This window comes from Tenacibaculum holothuriorum (genome assembly GCF_002120225.1).
In the GTDB taxonomy this organism is placed as follows: Bacteria; Bacteroidota; Bacteroidia; order Flavobacteriales; family Flavobacteriaceae; genus Polaribacter; species Polaribacter holothuriorum.
This window is the reverse complement of record NZ_LAPZ01000002.1, coordinates 329,320-346,643: the sequence shown is the minus strand read 5'-3', so window position 1 is coordinate 346,643 and position 17,324 is coordinate 329,320. Positions and strand designations below refer to the sequence as shown.

Genomic DNA, 17,324 nt, shown 5'->3' with positions numbered 1-17,324 from the left:
CAGTTATTGAATAGTATTTATAAAATTAGATTTATAAGTTCTACCAATAGGAATTTTTTGTTCTTTTATATAAAGTATATTTCCAATTACTTTATCTACTTTTTTTAGATTTATTAAATAAGATTTATGGACTTGAATAAATTGATGTTTACTCAAACTTTCTGTCCAATTTTTCAAAGAATCAATTACAGATAGTTTTTGTTTTTCGGTAACAAAAGTCAAATAGTTTCTGTCAGATTCTATGTATAAAATGTCTTCGATCTTTACTTTGTGTAAAGCCTTATCAATATTTAGAAATATAGTTTCAGAATTTGAATAATTACTTTCTGATTGGTAACGTTTTTCGGCTTTACTAATAGCTTTTAAAAAACGTTCTAAAGAGAATGGTTTTACCAGATAATCTACAATTGTATCTAATTCAAAACTGTCTAAGGCGTAATCAGGATAGGCTGTTGTAATTATTATTTGTGGTGGATTTTGAACTGTTTTTATAAAGTCTAATCCAGAGATGTCAGGTAAGTTAATATCTAGAAAAACTAAATCGATTGTATTTTTTTTTAAAAATGAATTCGCTTCAATAGCGGTTTGAAAAGAAGATATTAATTCTAATTGATCAAACCTTTTAATATAGCTTTTTAAAATTAATTGTGCTGGTAATTCATCTTCAATAATAATACATTTCATAGCGTGTGTTATTCTAGATTTAATGTGAGTTTAGCGGTAAATAAACTTTCTTGTTCATCTATAGTCAATTGGTGATTATTTGGATACAACAAAAACAACCTTTTTCTTAAGTTTTCCAAGCCAATAGCATTGTTGTTTTGTTTACTTTCAACTTTGTAAGTGTTGCTTGATGTAAAATTAAGCACACTATTTTCAGTATTAATTTCTATGAAGATTTTACTATGAGTAGTACTGTGTTTAAATGCATTTTCAATAAGTGTAATTAATAATAAAGGAGCGATTTTATAAGTTGTTTTATCTGAAGTTTGATGATATGCTATTTCTTTAATTCCTTCGGTACGAATTCGTTGAAATTCAATATAGTTTTCAATAAAATTCAATTCTTTTTTTAAGGAAACTTTCTTAGAGTTTGTTTCGTATAAAACGTGTTTTAAGTTTTCTGAAAGTTTTAAAATTAAATCGGGAGTTTTTGAAGGTTTTTCAATAGAATACGCATAAATGGTATTCAAATTATTTAATAATACATGCGGATTAATTTGTGTTTTTAAAAATTTGAGCTCCATTTCGGTTCGTTCTTGAGTAGCTTTTTCTAATTTATCTTGTTCATCTAAATATTTAAACAACATCCATAAAAAAGAGAAGAATAATAACGGAACCAATGTTTGCCATAAATAATCACTTAAACATTTTAAGAAAGAGCAACCGCAGCGCGTAAAAACATTACAATACAATTGAGTCGCTAAAAACGAAATAGCTGTAAAAAGTAAGCTATACAAGGCGTACCATTTCTTTTTAACAAAGTAAGGTAGTAGTATAAAATAGTTTACATATACAATAGAAACTAAAAGGAAAAAGTACTGTAAGAACGGATTTTCTGCCCAATAATACTCCGTAAAAACAAATAGCGAAACAAAGACAAATAATGCCCAAAATAATGTGTGAATTATAATTTGTGTGCTATGTTTTCTGTTCAATTTCATTTCTCGGATTTGAAAGTACTCAATAAATCACATTCCATCAAATTAAAGGTACAAAATGCATTCTTCTCTGTACGAAATGCAGTTGATACTCGCTAAAATGTTGTTGATACAGTTTTATGTATTGCTTGTTAAATTAAGTTTTTAAGGAGTATTTCATTGTGTAGTTTCGAGGAAAAATCAACTTAAAATGAACACAAAAATTACGTTAGTCTTATTCTTGTTATCAAGCTGTTTATGGTCTCAAAACATAAATAAAATTATAGCTGACGCTAAAGGTAAACCAATGCTTTTAGGAAAAACAAATAAACAAGCTTTTAAAAATAAAGACTTCTCATGGTTTGAAAAAAATTACGATGCTTATGCTGTTAACACGAATGTGGTAAAAAAGCTGAAAAATAAGATGAATGATTATACTGTAAAAGTTTTTTACGGAAGTTGGTGTGGTGATAGTAAAAGAGAATTACCTAAGTTTTATAAAGTGTTAGATAAGGTAAATTTTGACGCTAAAAATTTAGAAGTTTACGCTGTAAACAAAACAAAGGAAGCTTATAAAGAAGCACCAAATGGAGAAGAAAAAGGATTAAATGTACATAGAGTTCCTACATTTATTTTTTATAAAGATGGAACTGAAATTGGGAGAATTGTTGAATATCCGAAGCAAGATTTTGAAAGAGATATTTCTAAAATTATAGAAGGAAAAAAATATGCTCCAAACTATGCAGTTGTTCATTATTTAAACGCTCTGTTTAAAGCTAAAAACCTTGATAAAATTAAAAAAGAAGAAGTAGAGTTAATTCCGTATTTGGCTGAGTATACAAAAGGAAGCAGAGAATTAAATACGTATGGATACAAATTACTTCGATCTAATCAAATAGATAAAGCTCTTTTTGTTTTTCAATTAAACACCAAAATGTATCCGTATAAATGGAATGTTTTTGATAGTTATGGAGAAGCTTTGTATCAAGCAAAAAAGTATAAAAAGGCTTTACAAAGTTATAGTACAGCGTTGGCATTAAATCCGAAGAAAAAAGAAATTTTAGAAACACTTCAAGAGATAAATAATCACATTAAATAGATAGAACAATGAAATTACTAATTACCTTACTAAGTTTAGTTTTTGCAGTAACAGTTGCAAACGCACAAGAATTTAAATTTAAAACAGAAAATATTAACTACGGAAAAATAGCAAAAGGCTCTGACGGAATTAAAATTTTTGAATTTACCAATGTTGGGGATGCTCCTTTAATTATAAAAAATGTATTTTCTACTTGTGGTTGTGCAGTGCCTAAGAAACCCGAAAAACCAATTATGCCTGGTGCAAAAGGAGAAATAAAAGTGTCGTATAACACCAATATTGTTGGAGGTTTCTCTAAGATGTTTACGATTATTTCTAATGCTAAAACAGAAAGAAAAACGGTTAAAATAAAAGGTTTTGTAGTTAATAACTCTTTAGCTTCAAAATAAAAAAGAAAGAATCCAGAAGGTAAATTTACTCTTCTGGATTATCTTTTATAATAAAGGTTTCATTCTGAATCCAGTTAGCTCTTAGCTTAAATGGTTCTTCAAAATATACGATTCTTTCTGGTTGAATTTTTTGTAAGTAACTTCCTGTATCCCACATTTTATTATCATTCTCATCGACAATAGCTCTTACAGTGTATTCTTTAGGTGGTAGTAGGTTAAATTCTACTTTTTTCGAAGAGTTTAAGTACACAGTTTTTACTACGTGGTCTTTATCTAAAAGCTCAATGATTATAGGAACTTTGGTTTCTTTTTGAATGTCTAAAATGATACTTCCATAATCTTCTGTTGTCTTCGTAGCAAAACGATAGTTAAGTGTGTCGTTTGTAGTTTCGTATAAATCGATAATTCCTTTAGGAAGCACTTTAAATATATATCCTTTTTTAGGCTGTTTTTTAAATAATAAAGCTAGCTTGTTAAAATGTAGTTTTTTGAGTTCATAAGGAACATCAACAGTATCAGCATCTATTAAAGAAAACTTAGATTCGTCGATTTTTGTAATAGGATTATTTGTGTTTAAAAACAACGTATCGTTTAAATGTAAAGTCCTTGATACGTTAGAGTTTACCGTTAAAGAATCTATTTTCTTTTTTCTTAAACGTACAGTAACAGTATCTATAAAACTTTCATTAGTAACAATAAAGTTTAGTGAGTCTTTTACATTATTAGGAGTGTACCAATAGTTTAGCGTGTCTTTGTCTTTTTCAAATTCAGAAAAAGCTTTAAAATCTTCAGGAACCCTAGAAAGTAATTGAACTTTCATGTTGCTTTGTTTTCCTTCAAAACCAAATTCAATTTTTCCTTTAGTAACTTCTTTTCCTCTTCTAAATTTATAGGGCTGAACTTCTCTAAAAAAACGAATAGGAAGTTTTAGAACGCTATCTTTTGGTAATGTAATAGGGTCTTTTAAAAATCCTATTTGATCTGTCTTACTATTAAACATAAAGTCGTTAGCCTCTTCTTTTAAAGCAGCAACAAGGTATTTTCCTTCTTTTACATTGGTAATTTTAAATACGGTAGAATCTAGCGTATTTGTAACATAATCTGGCTTACGTTTATATACAATAGAATCGTTAAAAGTGCTGTCAATTCTATATAAAACTACATTAATGTTTTTGTCAGTTTTTTTATTGTAAGCATCGCTTACATTTCCTTGAGTTTTTAAAGAATCAATATAACTTCCTGTAGAAAAGACATATTTAAAACTCTCTATTTTATTGTTTTCATTATTGTCTTGTACTGCATTTCCGAAGTTAAAAGTATAAGTTGTATTTGGTTTTAGCGTATCTAATATTTTTATATTGATGTATTTACTAGCAGTACCTTGCGGAGTTATAACAGCTGGTGTTTTTAACGGGGGCGAAACCACAAGTTGTTTTGTTAAGTCTTTTAAAACAATATATTCATCAAAGTATAGACGAATATTATCATCCTTAAAATCCGTAGATTCATACGGAGGTTTTGCGGTAACCATTATAGGAGCAGTTTCATCTTTAGGACCTCCATCAGGATTTCCTCTTCTAGCGCAATTTGTAATAAGAAAGGTTATAAAAAGTACCGATATTATTTTTAAATACTTCACAAAGTAAGGTTTAAAATCAATATCAAAAGTACTAAATATGCGCATACAAATTATGTTTTTTCTGTATAAGCCAAAGTAGCTATACTAATTGTTATATTTTTAGTTTTTAAGAGTTCGTTACAACAGGCTTCTAGTGTAGCACCAGTTGTAATTACATCGTCTATTAAAAGAATGTGTTTGTTCTCAAAAAACTGAATATTGGTAAGTTTGAATTTTGTGTTAGTATTTGAAAAACGCTCAAAACGTTGTTTTAGTGTTTGGGTTTTTGAGATTGAAGTTCTAATTAAAATATTCGGTTTGTATTCAATATTAAGAATGTTTGATAAAGAAATTCCAAACTTAGTAACTTGATTGTATCCACGTAATTTTAGTTTTTTAGGATGAAGAGGTACAGGAACTATATAATTAATATTTGTGAATAATTTTTGTTCTTTTAGTTGATGCCCAAACCAGTTTCCTAAAAAAGAACCGATATCTTCTCTGTTTTTGTATTTGAGATGATGAATTAATTGCTGAACTTTTCCTTCTTTTCTATAGTATAAAAAGCTTTTTACCATATTTATATCTGTTTTTCCGAAGAAAATTGAAGCTAATTTTTTATTGGTATGCGTATTGTTATCAATTAACGGTAAGTCGTACTTACACATAGTACATAGAATATACTCGTTACTTAATAGGTTCTCTTGACATGTTATACATATTTTAGGAAAAAATAAATACAAAAAGTCTTTTAAAAATTGCATATTTACAAAGCGTTTGAGCATTAAAATACGAAAAACACACTATATCAATAAATTGAATAAAAAATTAAAGTTTTTTAAAGAAGCCGTAAAGAATTATAAAACATCAGGAACTGTAGTTCCTAGTTCTAAATATTTAGCAAATAAAATGCTTAAGAATATTAATTTTTCTAAAGCAAAAGTTATTGTAGAGTTAGGTCCTGGTGATGGAGCTATTACAAAAAGTATTTTAGAAAGATTAGAGCCTCAAACTACTTTAATTTGTTTTGAAATTAATGATGCTTTTTTTAAAGAATTAGAAAAAATAAAGCACGATCAAATAGTGCTTATAAAAGCTTCAGCAGAAGATATTATTGAAGAATTAAATAAATTAGGATTTAAAGAAGCCGATTATATTATATCAAGCTTACCTTTAACTATTATTCCTAAAAACATATCACATAATATTCTTATTAAAAGCCATGAAGTATTGAAGAGAAAAGGACTTTTTATTCAGTACCAATATAGTTTAACATACTATAAAAAGTTAAAGAAAGTATTTGGTGAAAATATAAGGTTAGATTTTGAACCACTAAATTTTCCGCCAGCATTTGTGTATAAATGTGCTAAAAAATAGTATTTTAGCAGCGAACCAATTAATAACTCATCATACCCCCTAGTGATGATTTCTAGTATAAAAAGTAAAGGCTTAATAAGTTTCTTACTTGTTTTAGTTGTGATTATAGGTTATCTGTCTTACCAGAATGCCAAAGATTATTCACATTTAAGACAAGCATTCGAAGTAGAAAAAAACGAACTCGAATCAGAGCTAGATGTTATTATTAAAGATTATCAAGACGCCATTTCTCGTAGAGAAAATGTTTCCTCTCGTCTTAAAGAAGAGCTAAATAAAATTATTAAGCTTAGAGATACAATTCAAAACTTAAAATCCTCTAGTTATAGTTTAATTACTGATTATCGTAAGAGAATTGTTAATTTAGAAAGACAAAATAAATCCCTTTTTATTCAAATAGACTCTTTGAGTGATCATAACTCAAGGCTGTTAGAAGAAAATGTTGAGGTTAAAGAAGAGTTAGAGAAAGAAGAAGACTTAAATGATAACCTTAACAAAAAAAATAAAGTTTTAACTTATAGAAAAAATGAGTTACAAGCAAGAGTTGCTAATGCTGAGATTTTAAAAGCTGTTGATTTAGATGTTGAGGCAATGAAAAAGAAAAGAAGTGGTAAATATACAAGCACTTCAAGGTCTAGTAAAACTGAAGCATTTGAAGTTACTTTTGAATTGTTAGAAAATAAAGTAGCCACAAAAGGGAAAAAAGATGTCCATTTTCAGCTAATAAATCCAGAAGGAAAATTACATCAATCAAAAGGAAAAATAAGATTAAAGAACAGAAAAGTTATTTCTTATAGTGAAAAGTTTCAAACAAACTATGAGAATAAAAATTTAGAAGTTAAAGCCTATATATATGTAGATAATAAAAACATTACTAAAGGGGAGTATATAATAAATGTTTTTATAGATAGGGTTTACTCAGGATACGTAAAAGTTAAATTAAGATAAGTTAAATTATAACCAAAAATCCCCCTTATGTCAAAATCAAAAATTAAAAACTTTGTATTACTCGTATTACTTTTAGTATTACTATTCTTATCGTTTTTTACAGTAAAACAATCTAATGATTATACTTCGTTAAAAGAGGTTTTTAAACAAGAAAAAGCCGATTTAGAAAATGAGTTAGATGAAATTATAAAAGACTATACTACTGTAGTGGTTCAAAAAAAGAGCCTATCTAAACGATTAAGAAAAGAAATAGTAAAAATGCAGGAGCTAAAAGATTCTGTAAAAAACCTAAAAGAAACCAACTATAACTTAATAAGAAGATATAGAAAGCGAATAGCAAGTTTAGAAAGAGAAAATAAAAAATTGTTTATAAAAGTAGATTCTTTAAATACTGTAAACACAGTTCTGGCTCAAGAAAATACTATAGCAAAAGAAATTATAGAGCAAAAGGAAAACTTAAATACAGAGTTAGAAGAAAAAAATAAAGAGCTTGAAGAATCTTCTGAAAATTTAAAAGCTAAAGTAGCTGTAGCAGGTATTATAAAAACTACTCCAGTAAAAGCTATTGCTATGAAAGAAAGAAGTAGTGGTAAATTAACATCAACTTCAAGATCTAGTAGGACAGACGCTTTTAAAATTAATTTTGATTTATTAGATAACCCCGTTACTGAAGCAGGTGACAAGAAAGTTTACATTCAAATTCTTGATGAAAATAAGCAAGTAATCGCTGCAAAAGGAAATATGAATCTAAAAAATGGAGATAATATTACGTATAGTGATTCTGTTAATGTAGATTATAGAAATGATAGAATTAGTTTAGTATCATTTGTATTAGTAAATAGAGACGATATTAATCGAGGAAAATACACTATTAGTGCTTTTGTAGATGGAGTTTATTCTGGAAACGCAGTAGTTAAGTTGAGATAAGAGTATAAATAAAATAAAAAAGAGAGGCTTTTAAAGCCTCTCTTTTTTTGTTTTTACAAATGTTTCTTTTACTCTATCTGCGGTTAATAAATATGGAATAACAATAGCTGAAAAGATAAATGAAATTAAAAGTAAATTTGTTTCATAATTCTTCATGTATTCATATTTATATAAACTCATTGCCATTAGATATATTATTAAAGAAGAACAAAATATAATGCCCAGGTAAATAGCATGTACTTTTGGAAAACTACTTCTTCTTTGGAAAAATAATATAATTGCTAAAGGCCCATAAACGAACATTAAGGTATTTAAGACGAGTCTGAATAATGTTATGAATGCAATACTAGGGTTTTGTTGAAAGACATTAGGGGTTAAATACATTATCCAACCTCCCGTAATATAATTTTCCTCAAATAGAACTTGAATAAATATTTTTAAAGGGGCTAAACAAAGCCCAATTCCCAATAAAATTAGCCAACCTCCAATTTGTTTATTATCCTCAAAATACTTTTCTATTTTAGGTTGTGGATTATAATTGTATAATTTAAATGCTAAGAATATGAATAATCCAAGGATTGTTAAAAAAATGAATGAGCCTAAAATATTCAAAGCGATTGATGATGTTTGCTCAGTCTCATTAAATGTATTTGCTCCATCTTTGGGTACAATGAAGTTATATGTTATTTGTTTATCAATATCTTTTAAATCATTATAGAATTCATGAAAATCTTCTACAGCAACGTGATCTTTTTTTATTTTTAATGAATGTTCGATAGAAACAACTTTATTCATTCTACTATAAAAAACATCTTGGTCGTAGTAAATGCTCGGGGAATTTATATTAAAACTATTTTGACTAATATTCCAATGTTTAGGTAAGTGAACTTTAATAGTATGATGTCTTTCAGTAGGAAAGGTTAAAGCAAATGGAGTTTCTCTACTGGTTTTTGAAGGCATTGCTAGTATTTCGGTAATTGAATAAGGGTGAAAAGAAACTGTCTTTTTATCATCTTCAATAGTAGAACTCCATAAGTTGTCTATTTTATAGGTTTCTCTAACTACTAAAGAGTTTTCTTCAATATTGTCTGTAAATTTAGGTAAAGAAGTACTTCTTACTTCGTTAAAATGTTTAGAATAGTATTTTTCGTATTCCTTTTGAATAGATTTTATGCTGTTGTTTTTGAAATAGCTTCGAATTAGATTAGCATCATGACCATAATAAGTAGAGGTTATTTCTAAAGAACCTTCTTTACCGTTTTTATCAATGTAGATATTATCTACAATCTCTACAAGGTTATTAGCATAAGAAGTAATATCATCAAAATTATCATTACCAGGTTTTAGTACTAAACCTTGCCTGTAATTAGGGAAATGAGTATTCTCATGATTTCCTCCTTGATTTGAAATTGTAGGGTCATAATATAGTTGAGTTTTGTTTTTATCGATAACCTTTACAACACAATGATTAAAATGCTCTGTAGCTGGTAAAAAATCTTTTATGCTTGATTTTAAATAAGTATTAACTAACATCGGATATGCTTCAATACCTAATTCATTAAGCATAGTAGACATTAACAAGCTCTTGTCTTTACAGTCTCCATACCTTTGTTTAAAAACCTTATTTGGAGAAAAAGGTTTATAAGCGCCAATTCCGTTTTCTAAGCCTAAGTAACGTATTTCATCTTGTACAAAGTTTAAAACAGCTGTTACTTTCTCTCCTTCACTTTTGTTTTCTGAATTAATTTCTGAAATTTTCTTTTTTAATGAAGGACTTAAAGAAGAATTTACATTAAAATTTTTCACTCCCCAATCAACTATTTCTTTCCAAGATTTGTATGTACTTACATTTAAAATTTCAGAACTAATATACCATATAGGCTGATTGTTTTCAGGAAGAAAACTTTCTACATTTTTTTTAACATAAGAATAAGTATGTTTACCATTGTGTTTCTGAACTTTTAATTCAGAATTAGTATTAAAGAATTTTGTTTTTATTGGATTGTTTGAAATCAGTTTAAGAGATAATAAGCCTATTGGTTGACTTGAGTTTAAATTAAAAACAGCAGAAAATTTACCTTGATGAATAGGGTTAAAACCTTTAATACTATAACTATACTCAACGATGTCTCCAGATCTAACGTCGCTCAAATTAGTTAAAGCTGTATAGCTACCATCATAAATGTAATTTTCAGCATTTAATTCTCTTCTAATATTTTGAAAATGTGAAGTTTTAATTTTGTCTATAACTTCATCCTCTCTAATTATTTTTAAAGAGTGAATTATTAGTTTTTGGTAACTTGGGTCATAATCAATTTGTATTGAAGAAGCAGCTTGAACACCAACATTATCTGTGATTTTTGTTGCTAGATGAAAATAAATTTCCTCTCTATTAATGTTGATTTGCTCATCATATAGCAAAAGCAAATTACCTTGATTAATTTGCTCCTCTGTTATCGATGTTTCAGTAATATAATCAACAGGGTTAATCCATTTTGAAGGTCCTTTTTTTAAGACTTGTGCAATGGATACGTAACTAGTAAGTAGTAAAAAACTAACGAGTAGGAGTTTCTTCATAATACTAAAATCAATTTTTTTTACAAATGTATATTATTGAAGTAATAAATGTTACTTAAAACCTATATTTTTGCATCATGGCAAAACAAGAAGATCAATTTAAAAAGGTATTATCGCACGCAAAAGAATACGGTTATGTATTTCAATCTTCTGAAATATATGACGGATTAAGTGCGGTATATGATTATGCTCAAAACGGAGTAGAGTTAAAGAAAAACATTCGTGATTATTGGTGGAAAGCAATGGTGCAAATGCACGAAAATATTGTTGGTATCGATGCATCTATTTTAATGCACCCAACTACATGGAAAGCTTCTGGTCACGTAGATGCATTTAACGATCCTTTAATTGATAACAAAGATTCTAAAAAGCGTTATAGAGCTGATGTTTTAGTAGAAGATTATTGTGCTAAGATTGAAGGTAAAATTGAAAAGGAAGTTAAAAAAGCTGCAAAACGTTTTGGAGATGCTTTTAACAAAGAAGAATTTTTAGCTACAAATGGACGTGTTTTAGGCTACCAAGAAAAAATTGATGCAATTTTAGGTCGATTAGGTAAGTCTTTAGAAAATGAAGATTTAGCGGATGTAAAAGCATTGATTGAAGAGTTAGAAATAGCTGATCCGTTAACAGGTTCTAAAAACTGGACAGACGTTAAGCAATTCAACTTAATGTTTGGTACAAAATTAGGTGCTTCTGCAGATACTGCAATGGATTTATACTTACGTCCAGAAACAGCACAAGGTATTTTTGTAAACTTTTTGAACGTACAAAAAACCGGACGTATGAAGATTCCTTTCGGAATTGCACAAACAGGAAAAGCTTTCCGTAATGAAATTGTAGCACGTCAGTTTATTTTTAGAATGCGTGAATTTGAGCAAATGGAAATGCAATTTTTTGTAAAACCAGGAACTCAAAAAGAATGGTACGAAAAGTGGAAAGAAACTCGTTTAAAGTGGCACTTGTCATTAGGAATGGGAGCAGATAACTATCGTTTTCACGACCATGAAAAGTTAGCACATTATGCAGATGCAGCTGCTGATATCGAATTTAAATTCCCATTCGGATTTAAAGAATTAGAAGGAATTCACTCACGTACCGATTTCGATTTAAAGGCACACGAAGAACATTCAGGAAAGAAATTACAATATTTCGATCATGAAGAAAATAAAAATTATGTTCCTTATGTAGTAGAAACTTCTATTGGTTTAGATAGAATGTTCTTAGCGGTTTTTTCTAACTCTTTACAAGAAGAAGAGTTAGAAAACGGAACTACGAGAACAGTTTTAAAGTTACCAGCAGTTTTAGCTCCAACAAAAGCAGCAATCTTACCATTAGTTAAAAAAGATGGATTGCCAGAAGTAGCTCGTAAAATTGTTGATGATTTAAAATGGGATTTCAATGTATCTTATGATGAAAAAGATGCAGTAGGTCGTCGATATCGTCGTCAAGATGCTGCAGGTACTCCTTTCTGTATTACGGTAGACCATGATACTTTAGAAGATAATACAGTTACCATTCGTCATAGAGATACGATGGAGCAAAAACGTGTTAAAATTGAAGAGTTAAGAGACATTATTAAACAAGAAGTAGATGTTCGTTCTTGGTTAATGAAAATGTAATAACAATTTTATATATCTAAAATCCTATCATGAACATGATAGGATTTTTTATTTTTGCGCTAATTAAACGTTTTTAAGGATGAAAAAAGTCGTAATAGTATTGTTCGTTATCTTCTTAGTTTGGATGCTTGTAGGAGCTTATATGTTGTATGCTGATAAAGATAATGCACAGGTAGTAATGGGGTTAGGTGTGTTCTTTATGGCTTTTGTATTAATGCCAGTTTTTATCTATTCAAGATACAGAGAAGGGAGATATAAAAAATATATCATTACAGATGATATGATTAATGAATGGAAAGAAAATGCCAATAAATAAAAAAAGGTGAACAATTAAGTTCACCTTTTTTTATTTATAAAATTTATTTTTATCGTAAAGCTGCAGAGTAATTAGTCGGATAATCACCAGCCTTAGCTAATCCATTAGTAGCTTTAGTAAAGTTTGTTCCAAAGCCTCCTTCAGCTTCTGGCTTATCCATAGCTTCTAAAATTTTGTTAGCCATTAGAGCATAACCTCTAGCAGTTAAATGAACCCCGTCTAAACTAATTAAACCACCAAAAACTAATTGAGTAGTTAAAGTATAGTTGTCAAAAGCAACACCACTCATAGATGCTTGATTTAAAACATCTTTCAAATCAACTAAAGTAACATTCGCATTTGCATTTGCAACTGCTGTAATAGTTTGGTTGTAAGCATCTGTAGCATCTTTTATTTCTTTTTGCTCTTCAGGAGTTAATACCCATTTATCTTCTAAAGGTAAAGTAATCCCTTCAGCAGAAAATTGCCCTGCTAAATTTTGAGGAATTCCTTGTCCCATTAATGTTTGTACACTTTTAGTGTTAACAGTACCAATAACTGTACTACTAGGTAATACTAATAAATCGTTAGCCGTTGCAGGTCTTGCTTGCCCGTATTGGTCTCCTAATAATTTAGCAACTAAAGGAGCAGCTTGAGCCGGTAACCCTAAAGACTGTACGAAAGGAGCAAATGTAGGACTTGCAACAAGTTGCGTAGTTATAACACTAGATAAATTTGGTAGTTTCTCATCTTTAATAACTACAGGGTTAGTATTATTTGGGTCAAATGTTATAACTCTGTTAGTTTGACCTGCTCCTATAAAAATTTGATTAATAGCTCCGTAAACAGTATTCAAAAGAGGTACTTGTCCTGCTAACTCAGAATTTTCTCTAGGGTCTAAAGGATTGTGAGGTACAGTTGTAAAATGTGCTAAACTAGTTATGTATGGTAAAGTAACAATTACACCTTTTGCACCACCAGCTGTTAATGCTCCTACAATACCATTAAAAGTTTGAGCAAAAACATCAGTATTTGTAATATCATTTGCTCCATAATTAGCGGGACTAACCATATTATCTGACTGGTATATAGCATTAGATGCAGGTACTATTACAGCTCCTGTAACTGGATGCTTTACTTCTGGGTTGTACCCACCAGAAAGTGCATAACCTAATACATCATTACCTCCTATTTCTGATAAGGTAAAAAATGTAGGTGCCGCAGCAGCAACATCAGTCATAATAGTTGTGCCCGAAGGAGCTCCCATTCTTACAAAATAAGGATTGGCTGTTAAAGGTAACGTAGCTAAACCTGCTGGATTACCATAATTTGGAGTCACTAAATGGAAGCTTTTTGCTCCAGGAACACCAAAGTTATTTAAATTACCAGCATTAGCTGCAGGTGCTCCAAATATTGTGGTTGGAGTTGCGTTTAATTCTGCTGGTCCAGTTCCGTTAAAATATAGTCTTGGTGGCTGAGCAACTACCCCTGTTGTAGTTACAAATCCACCTATATTATCATTCATTAGAGGTTGAGAAAAATCTCCTCCGTTAGCCATTTTAAACTTAGAAGCTAATATATTTGGAAATGAATTTTCTTGAGAAGCTATAAATAAAGCTCCGTCAGTAACCCCTGCTGTGAAAGATGCACCTACAGAAACATATTTCGATAAATCTAATCCATTTACATTAAGTTCAACAACTGCAGGTTGCTCTTCAGGAATAGGATCTAAGTCGTTATTAACATCACAAGAAACTAATCCCGTAGAAATTAATAGACCTAATAAATATTTATTATAATTTTTCATTGTTAATTCTTAATTAGTTATTGATTGTCCAAGAAATAAAGTATTGAGAACCAATTGCACCAACACCAGGAGCACTTAAGTATTCTTCACCTGTTAGGTTAGCACCACCAACTTTTATTACAGATTTTAAACTTGGAATTCTATAATTTACCTGAGCATCTAATACAGTTCTTGCGTCAACAGTTCCTTCTAAGAAAGAAGATTGCCATAAGAAAGAATTTTGCCAACGAGCATTAATGTTAAATCCGAAGTTTTCGAATAAATTTGAATGCCCAAATTGTAATTTAATTTTATGCTCTGGAGTATTAAAAGATGGCTCAAAATCTGGATCAGAAGCTTGATCAAAGCTAAATCTAGACCAAGTATAGTTAAACCCTAAATTATATCCTTTAAATATTTTTGTGTTAATACCTAAACCTACCCCATAAGAACTAACATCAGCCTTAGAGTTCGTTCTAAAACCAACACCAGTGTAATCTCCATTACCTACAGCAGCAACAGCTAATGCGTTTGGAGTACCATCTGCATTAAAACCACCATAAAGAGGTACAGCAATATTTTTGATTGCAATGAAATCTTGATAATCGTTATAATAAGCACTAAAATCTATACCAATTTTTGTGTCTCCTGTTGGAATTGCACTACGATAACCAACTTCAAAAGAAGTTACTTTTTCTGGCTTTACTAAATCAAAATCAGATTTTTGTAATAAACCAGCATTAGCTAAAGCAGCTTGTTGTGGGTTAGTTCCTCCAGCTATAGCTTGTGCTACAGCAGCACCGTAAGTAGCTAAAGAAGTTGCAGAGAAAGCTCTAGTAAATGCATCTCTTCCAGTAAATGTTGTTGTTGCTCCTAGTCCAGATAAACCTTGACCAGCAGTTGATACACTTTGAGGTAATGATGTATATCTGTCTAAGTTGTCTTCAGCAGTACCAATTAATACTCCTGCACCAGTTGCTAAACCTATATATTGATCTTGTGTTGTAGGATTACGGAAACCAGTTTGGAATGATGCTCTAAAGTTGTGGTTTTTTGTTTCACCAGCAGCATACGCTAAAGATACCCTTGGAGAGAAGTTACCATCAAAGTTTTGTGCTTTATCATAACGAACAGAACCAGTAAACTTTAAACGATCTTCCATCATTTTCTTTTGCAATTGAGTATAAAGACCATATTCACTATATCTAATTGGTCCAGTTCCATCAGTATAAATTGTTCCGAATGAGTTTAATTTGAATCTTCTATATGAACCTCCAAATTGAACTTCAGCCCAATCAATATAGTCTCTTAAATTTAAGTTTGCATCTACATGATATAAGTTAGTATTATCTCTAAACTTCGATCCAGTTAATAAGTCTGGGTCATTAGTAACTTTGTCAAAGGCAGCTTGAAACTCTGGAGTTCCAGGAACTAATCTCCCTACGTTAGCAAAATTCCTTGCTGCTACATGAGCTTGAGAATCAGTAAGACCACCTTGAGTAGCTGCATTGAAGTAACCTAATACATATCTAGCAAACCAAGTGTTATTCGCATCTTGAGGTGCAACAATTTGGTTTGTGACAGGGTTTCTAACCCATTGATTGTTTAAGTTTAATCCTAAGAATCTTGTATCATAAGAATCACCAGCATCTTCACCAGTATAATAACCTCTTACAAAAAAGTTTTTACCTCTAACTTCTAATTTATGTTGTTCCATAAAGAAGTTAGCAATATTGTATCTGTTTTGACCTTGATAAATCGTATTACCTCTACCAAATTTTGAATTCCAAATAATCTCTACTCTATCATTACCTAAAGGTCTGTAGTGTAATGCAGCACCAAATTTTAAACTTTTAGCTTCATTACTCATTAAATCAACTTCATTATAACCATCTCTACTTACTCTTACATTTGGCACGACACCAAGCGCAGAAGTAGGTAATGAACCGTTACTTACTAACCCGTCAACAACAGTTTTTAAATCTATTACAGCTTCATCACCATAAACATTTACACCATCATAATCTAATCTAGTATCTCTTGTTCCTGGAGCATATGTTCCTCCAACTCCAGTTGTATTTCTATAATCAGTTGCGTGCCATTCTTCACCTTCTAAATAAGATAAAGTAGCTTTAGCAGCAAAATAATCATCAAAAACGTATGCCATACGAACACTAGTGTCAACAAAACCGTTATCACCAGCAGCTTGTTGGCTTGTAATTCCTGTTTTTACAACGGCACTAATTCCTTGATCGTCAAAAGGACTCTTACTACGCATTAACATAATTCCGTTAAATGCATTTGCTCCATATAAAGCCGAAGCAGCACCTGGTAAAATTTCTACACTTTTAACATCTAATTCAGACATACCCAATAAGTTACCTAAAGCAAAGTTTAAGGCAGGAGATGAGTTGTCCATTCCATCTACTAACTGAACAAAACGTTCGTTAGCAAAAGAAGCAAAACCACGTGTGTTTACCGATTTAAATGTTAAACCACTTGAGTTGATATCTACACCTTTTAAGTTCTCTAAAGCATCATAGAATGATGGAGAAGATGAGTTTTTAATTGCTCTAGAATCGAAACGTTCAATAGTTACAGGAGATTCCATAACACGTTCTGGAGTTCTAGAAGCCGATACTACTACTTCGTCTAAAGAAGTTGCGTTTTCTGTTAAATCAACAGTTACAACTTGATTGTTTTTTGTAATTTCTACTGTTTTTGTACCATACCCTAAAGAAGAAATTTCTAGGGTGAAAGGAGGGGTGTCTGTCACTGTTAAAGTAAACTTCCCATCAAAATCGGTAGTAGTTCCTACCGCTTTTCTCGAAACTTTAATATTTGCACCTGGTAAAGGTCCGCCTAAAGAAGCATCATTAACAGTACCACTAATGGTAGTTTGTGCCATCATTAGACTACTACCAAAGAGTACAAATGCAACTAGTAATAGTTTTTTAATCATAATGTAAAATAATTTGTTAACTGCTGTGCAAAATACAATTTTTTTTGGTTTTTTAAATAAAAGAGTAATAAAACTGATATTTTGATATAC

General features: G+C 30.2%; 14 protein-coding genes. 7 read left to right on the top strand and 7 right to left on the bottom strand.

Annotated elements, in window-relative coordinates; all coding sequences use genetic code 11:
• Positions 1-3 precede the first annotated feature (3 nt).
• Positions 4-684 (bottom strand): LytR/AlgR family response regulator transcription factor, encoded by a 681-nt coding sequence (locus WH52_RS04520; protein ID WP_086029741.1) that lies wholly within the window; start codon positions 682-684, stop codon positions 4-6.
• Positions 685-692: 8 nt separating this feature from the next.
• Positions 693-1,664: a sensor histidine kinase gene (locus WH52_RS04515; RefSeq protein ID WP_086029740.1), complete on the bottom strand. Its 972-nt coding sequence runs from the start codon at positions 1,662-1,664 to the stop codon at positions 693-695.
• Between the two features lie 187 nt (positions 1,665-1,851).
• On the opposite strand from WH52_RS04515, the gene WH52_RS04510 reads away from it, so the two are divergent.
• Positions 1,852-2,739, top strand: coding sequence for a thioredoxin domain-containing protein (locus tag WH52_RS04510; protein ID WP_086029739.1), 888 nt, complete (start codon positions 1,852-1,854; stop codon positions 2,737-2,739).
• A gap of 8 nt (positions 2,740-2,747) precedes the next feature.
• Positions 2,748-3,128: a DUF1573 domain-containing protein gene (locus tag WH52_RS04505; RefSeq protein ID WP_086029738.1), complete on the top strand. Its 381-nt coding sequence runs from the start codon at positions 2,748-2,750 to the stop codon at positions 3,126-3,128.
• Positions 3,129-3,153: 25 nt separating this feature from the next.
• On the opposite strand, the gene WH52_RS04500 is transcribed toward WH52_RS04505, so the two are convergent.
• Together WH52_RS04500 and WH52_RS04495 are read right to left on the bottom strand one after the other, a co-directional pair.
• On the bottom strand, positions 3,154-4,812 hold the full coding sequence (locus tag WH52_RS04500) for an Ig-like domain-containing protein (protein WP_086029737.1): 1,659 nt from the start codon (positions 4,810-4,812) through the stop codon (positions 3,154-3,156).
• A gap of 5 nt (positions 4,813-4,817) precedes the next feature.
• The gene (locus WH52_RS04495; RefSeq protein WP_233131514.1) at positions 4,818-5,414 is read right to left on the bottom strand and encodes a ComF family protein; all 597 of its coding nucleotides are present in this window, start codon (positions 5,412-5,414) and stop codon (positions 4,818-4,820) included.
• Between the two features lie 148 nt (positions 5,415-5,562).
• Between WH52_RS04495 and WH52_RS04490 the strand changes: the two genes are divergently transcribed.
• From WH52_RS04490 to WH52_RS04480, 3 genes are read left to right on the top strand one after another with little or no spacing between them, the layout of a single operon-like run.
• On the top strand, positions 5,563-6,123 hold the full coding sequence (locus WH52_RS04490; protein WP_086029735.1) for a class I SAM-dependent methyltransferase: 561 nt from the start codon (positions 5,563-5,565) through the stop codon (positions 6,121-6,123).
• Between the two features lie 45 nt (positions 6,124-6,168).
• On the top strand, positions 6,169-7,068 hold the full coding sequence (locus WH52_RS04485; RefSeq protein ID WP_086029734.1) for a hypothetical protein: 900 nt from the start codon (positions 6,169-6,171) through the stop codon (positions 7,066-7,068).
• Positions 7,069-7,095: 27 nt separating this feature from the next.
• Positions 7,096-7,995: a hypothetical protein gene (locus WH52_RS04480; protein ID WP_086029733.1), complete on the top strand. Its 900-nt coding sequence runs from the start codon at positions 7,096-7,098 to the stop codon at positions 7,993-7,995.
• Positions 7,996-8,025: 30 nt separating this feature from the next.
• Here the strand turns inward: WH52_RS04480 and WH52_RS04475 are convergent, their stop codons facing one another.
• A complete protein-coding gene (locus WH52_RS04475) occupies positions 8,026-10,572 on the bottom strand; it encodes a DUF3857 domain-containing protein (protein ID WP_086029732.1) in 2,547 nt (848 codons plus the stop codon).
• Between the two features lie 77 nt (positions 10,573-10,649).
• Here WH52_RS04475 and WH52_RS04470 point away from each other — a divergent pair, with 77 nt between their 5' ends.
• Both WH52_RS04470 and WH52_RS04465 read left to right on the top strand, forming a co-directional pair.
• Positions 10,650-12,191: a glycine--tRNA ligase gene (locus WH52_RS04470; protein WP_086029731.1), complete on the top strand. Its 1,542-nt coding sequence runs from the start codon at positions 10,650-10,652 to the stop codon at positions 12,189-12,191.
• Between the two features lie 79 nt (positions 12,192-12,270).
• The gene (locus WH52_RS04465) at positions 12,271-12,507 is read left to right on the top strand and encodes a hypothetical protein (protein WP_086029730.1); all 237 of its coding nucleotides are present in this window, start codon (positions 12,271-12,273) and stop codon (positions 12,505-12,507) included.
• 49 nt (positions 12,508-12,556) lie between these two features.
• On the opposite strand, the gene WH52_RS04460 is transcribed toward WH52_RS04465, so the two are convergent.
• Together WH52_RS04460 and WH52_RS04455 are read right to left on the bottom strand one after the other, a co-directional pair.
• On the bottom strand, positions 12,557-14,293 hold the full coding sequence (locus WH52_RS04460) for an SGNH/GDSL hydrolase family protein (RefSeq protein ID WP_086029729.1): 1,737 nt from the start codon (positions 14,291-14,293) through the stop codon (positions 12,557-12,559).
• Positions 14,294-14,306: 13 nt separating this feature from the next.
• Entirely contained in the window at positions 14,307-17,234 is a 2,928-nt protein-coding gene (locus WH52_RS04455) for a TonB-dependent receptor (protein ID WP_086029728.1), read from the bottom strand.
• Positions 17,235-17,324 lie beyond the last annotated feature (90 nt).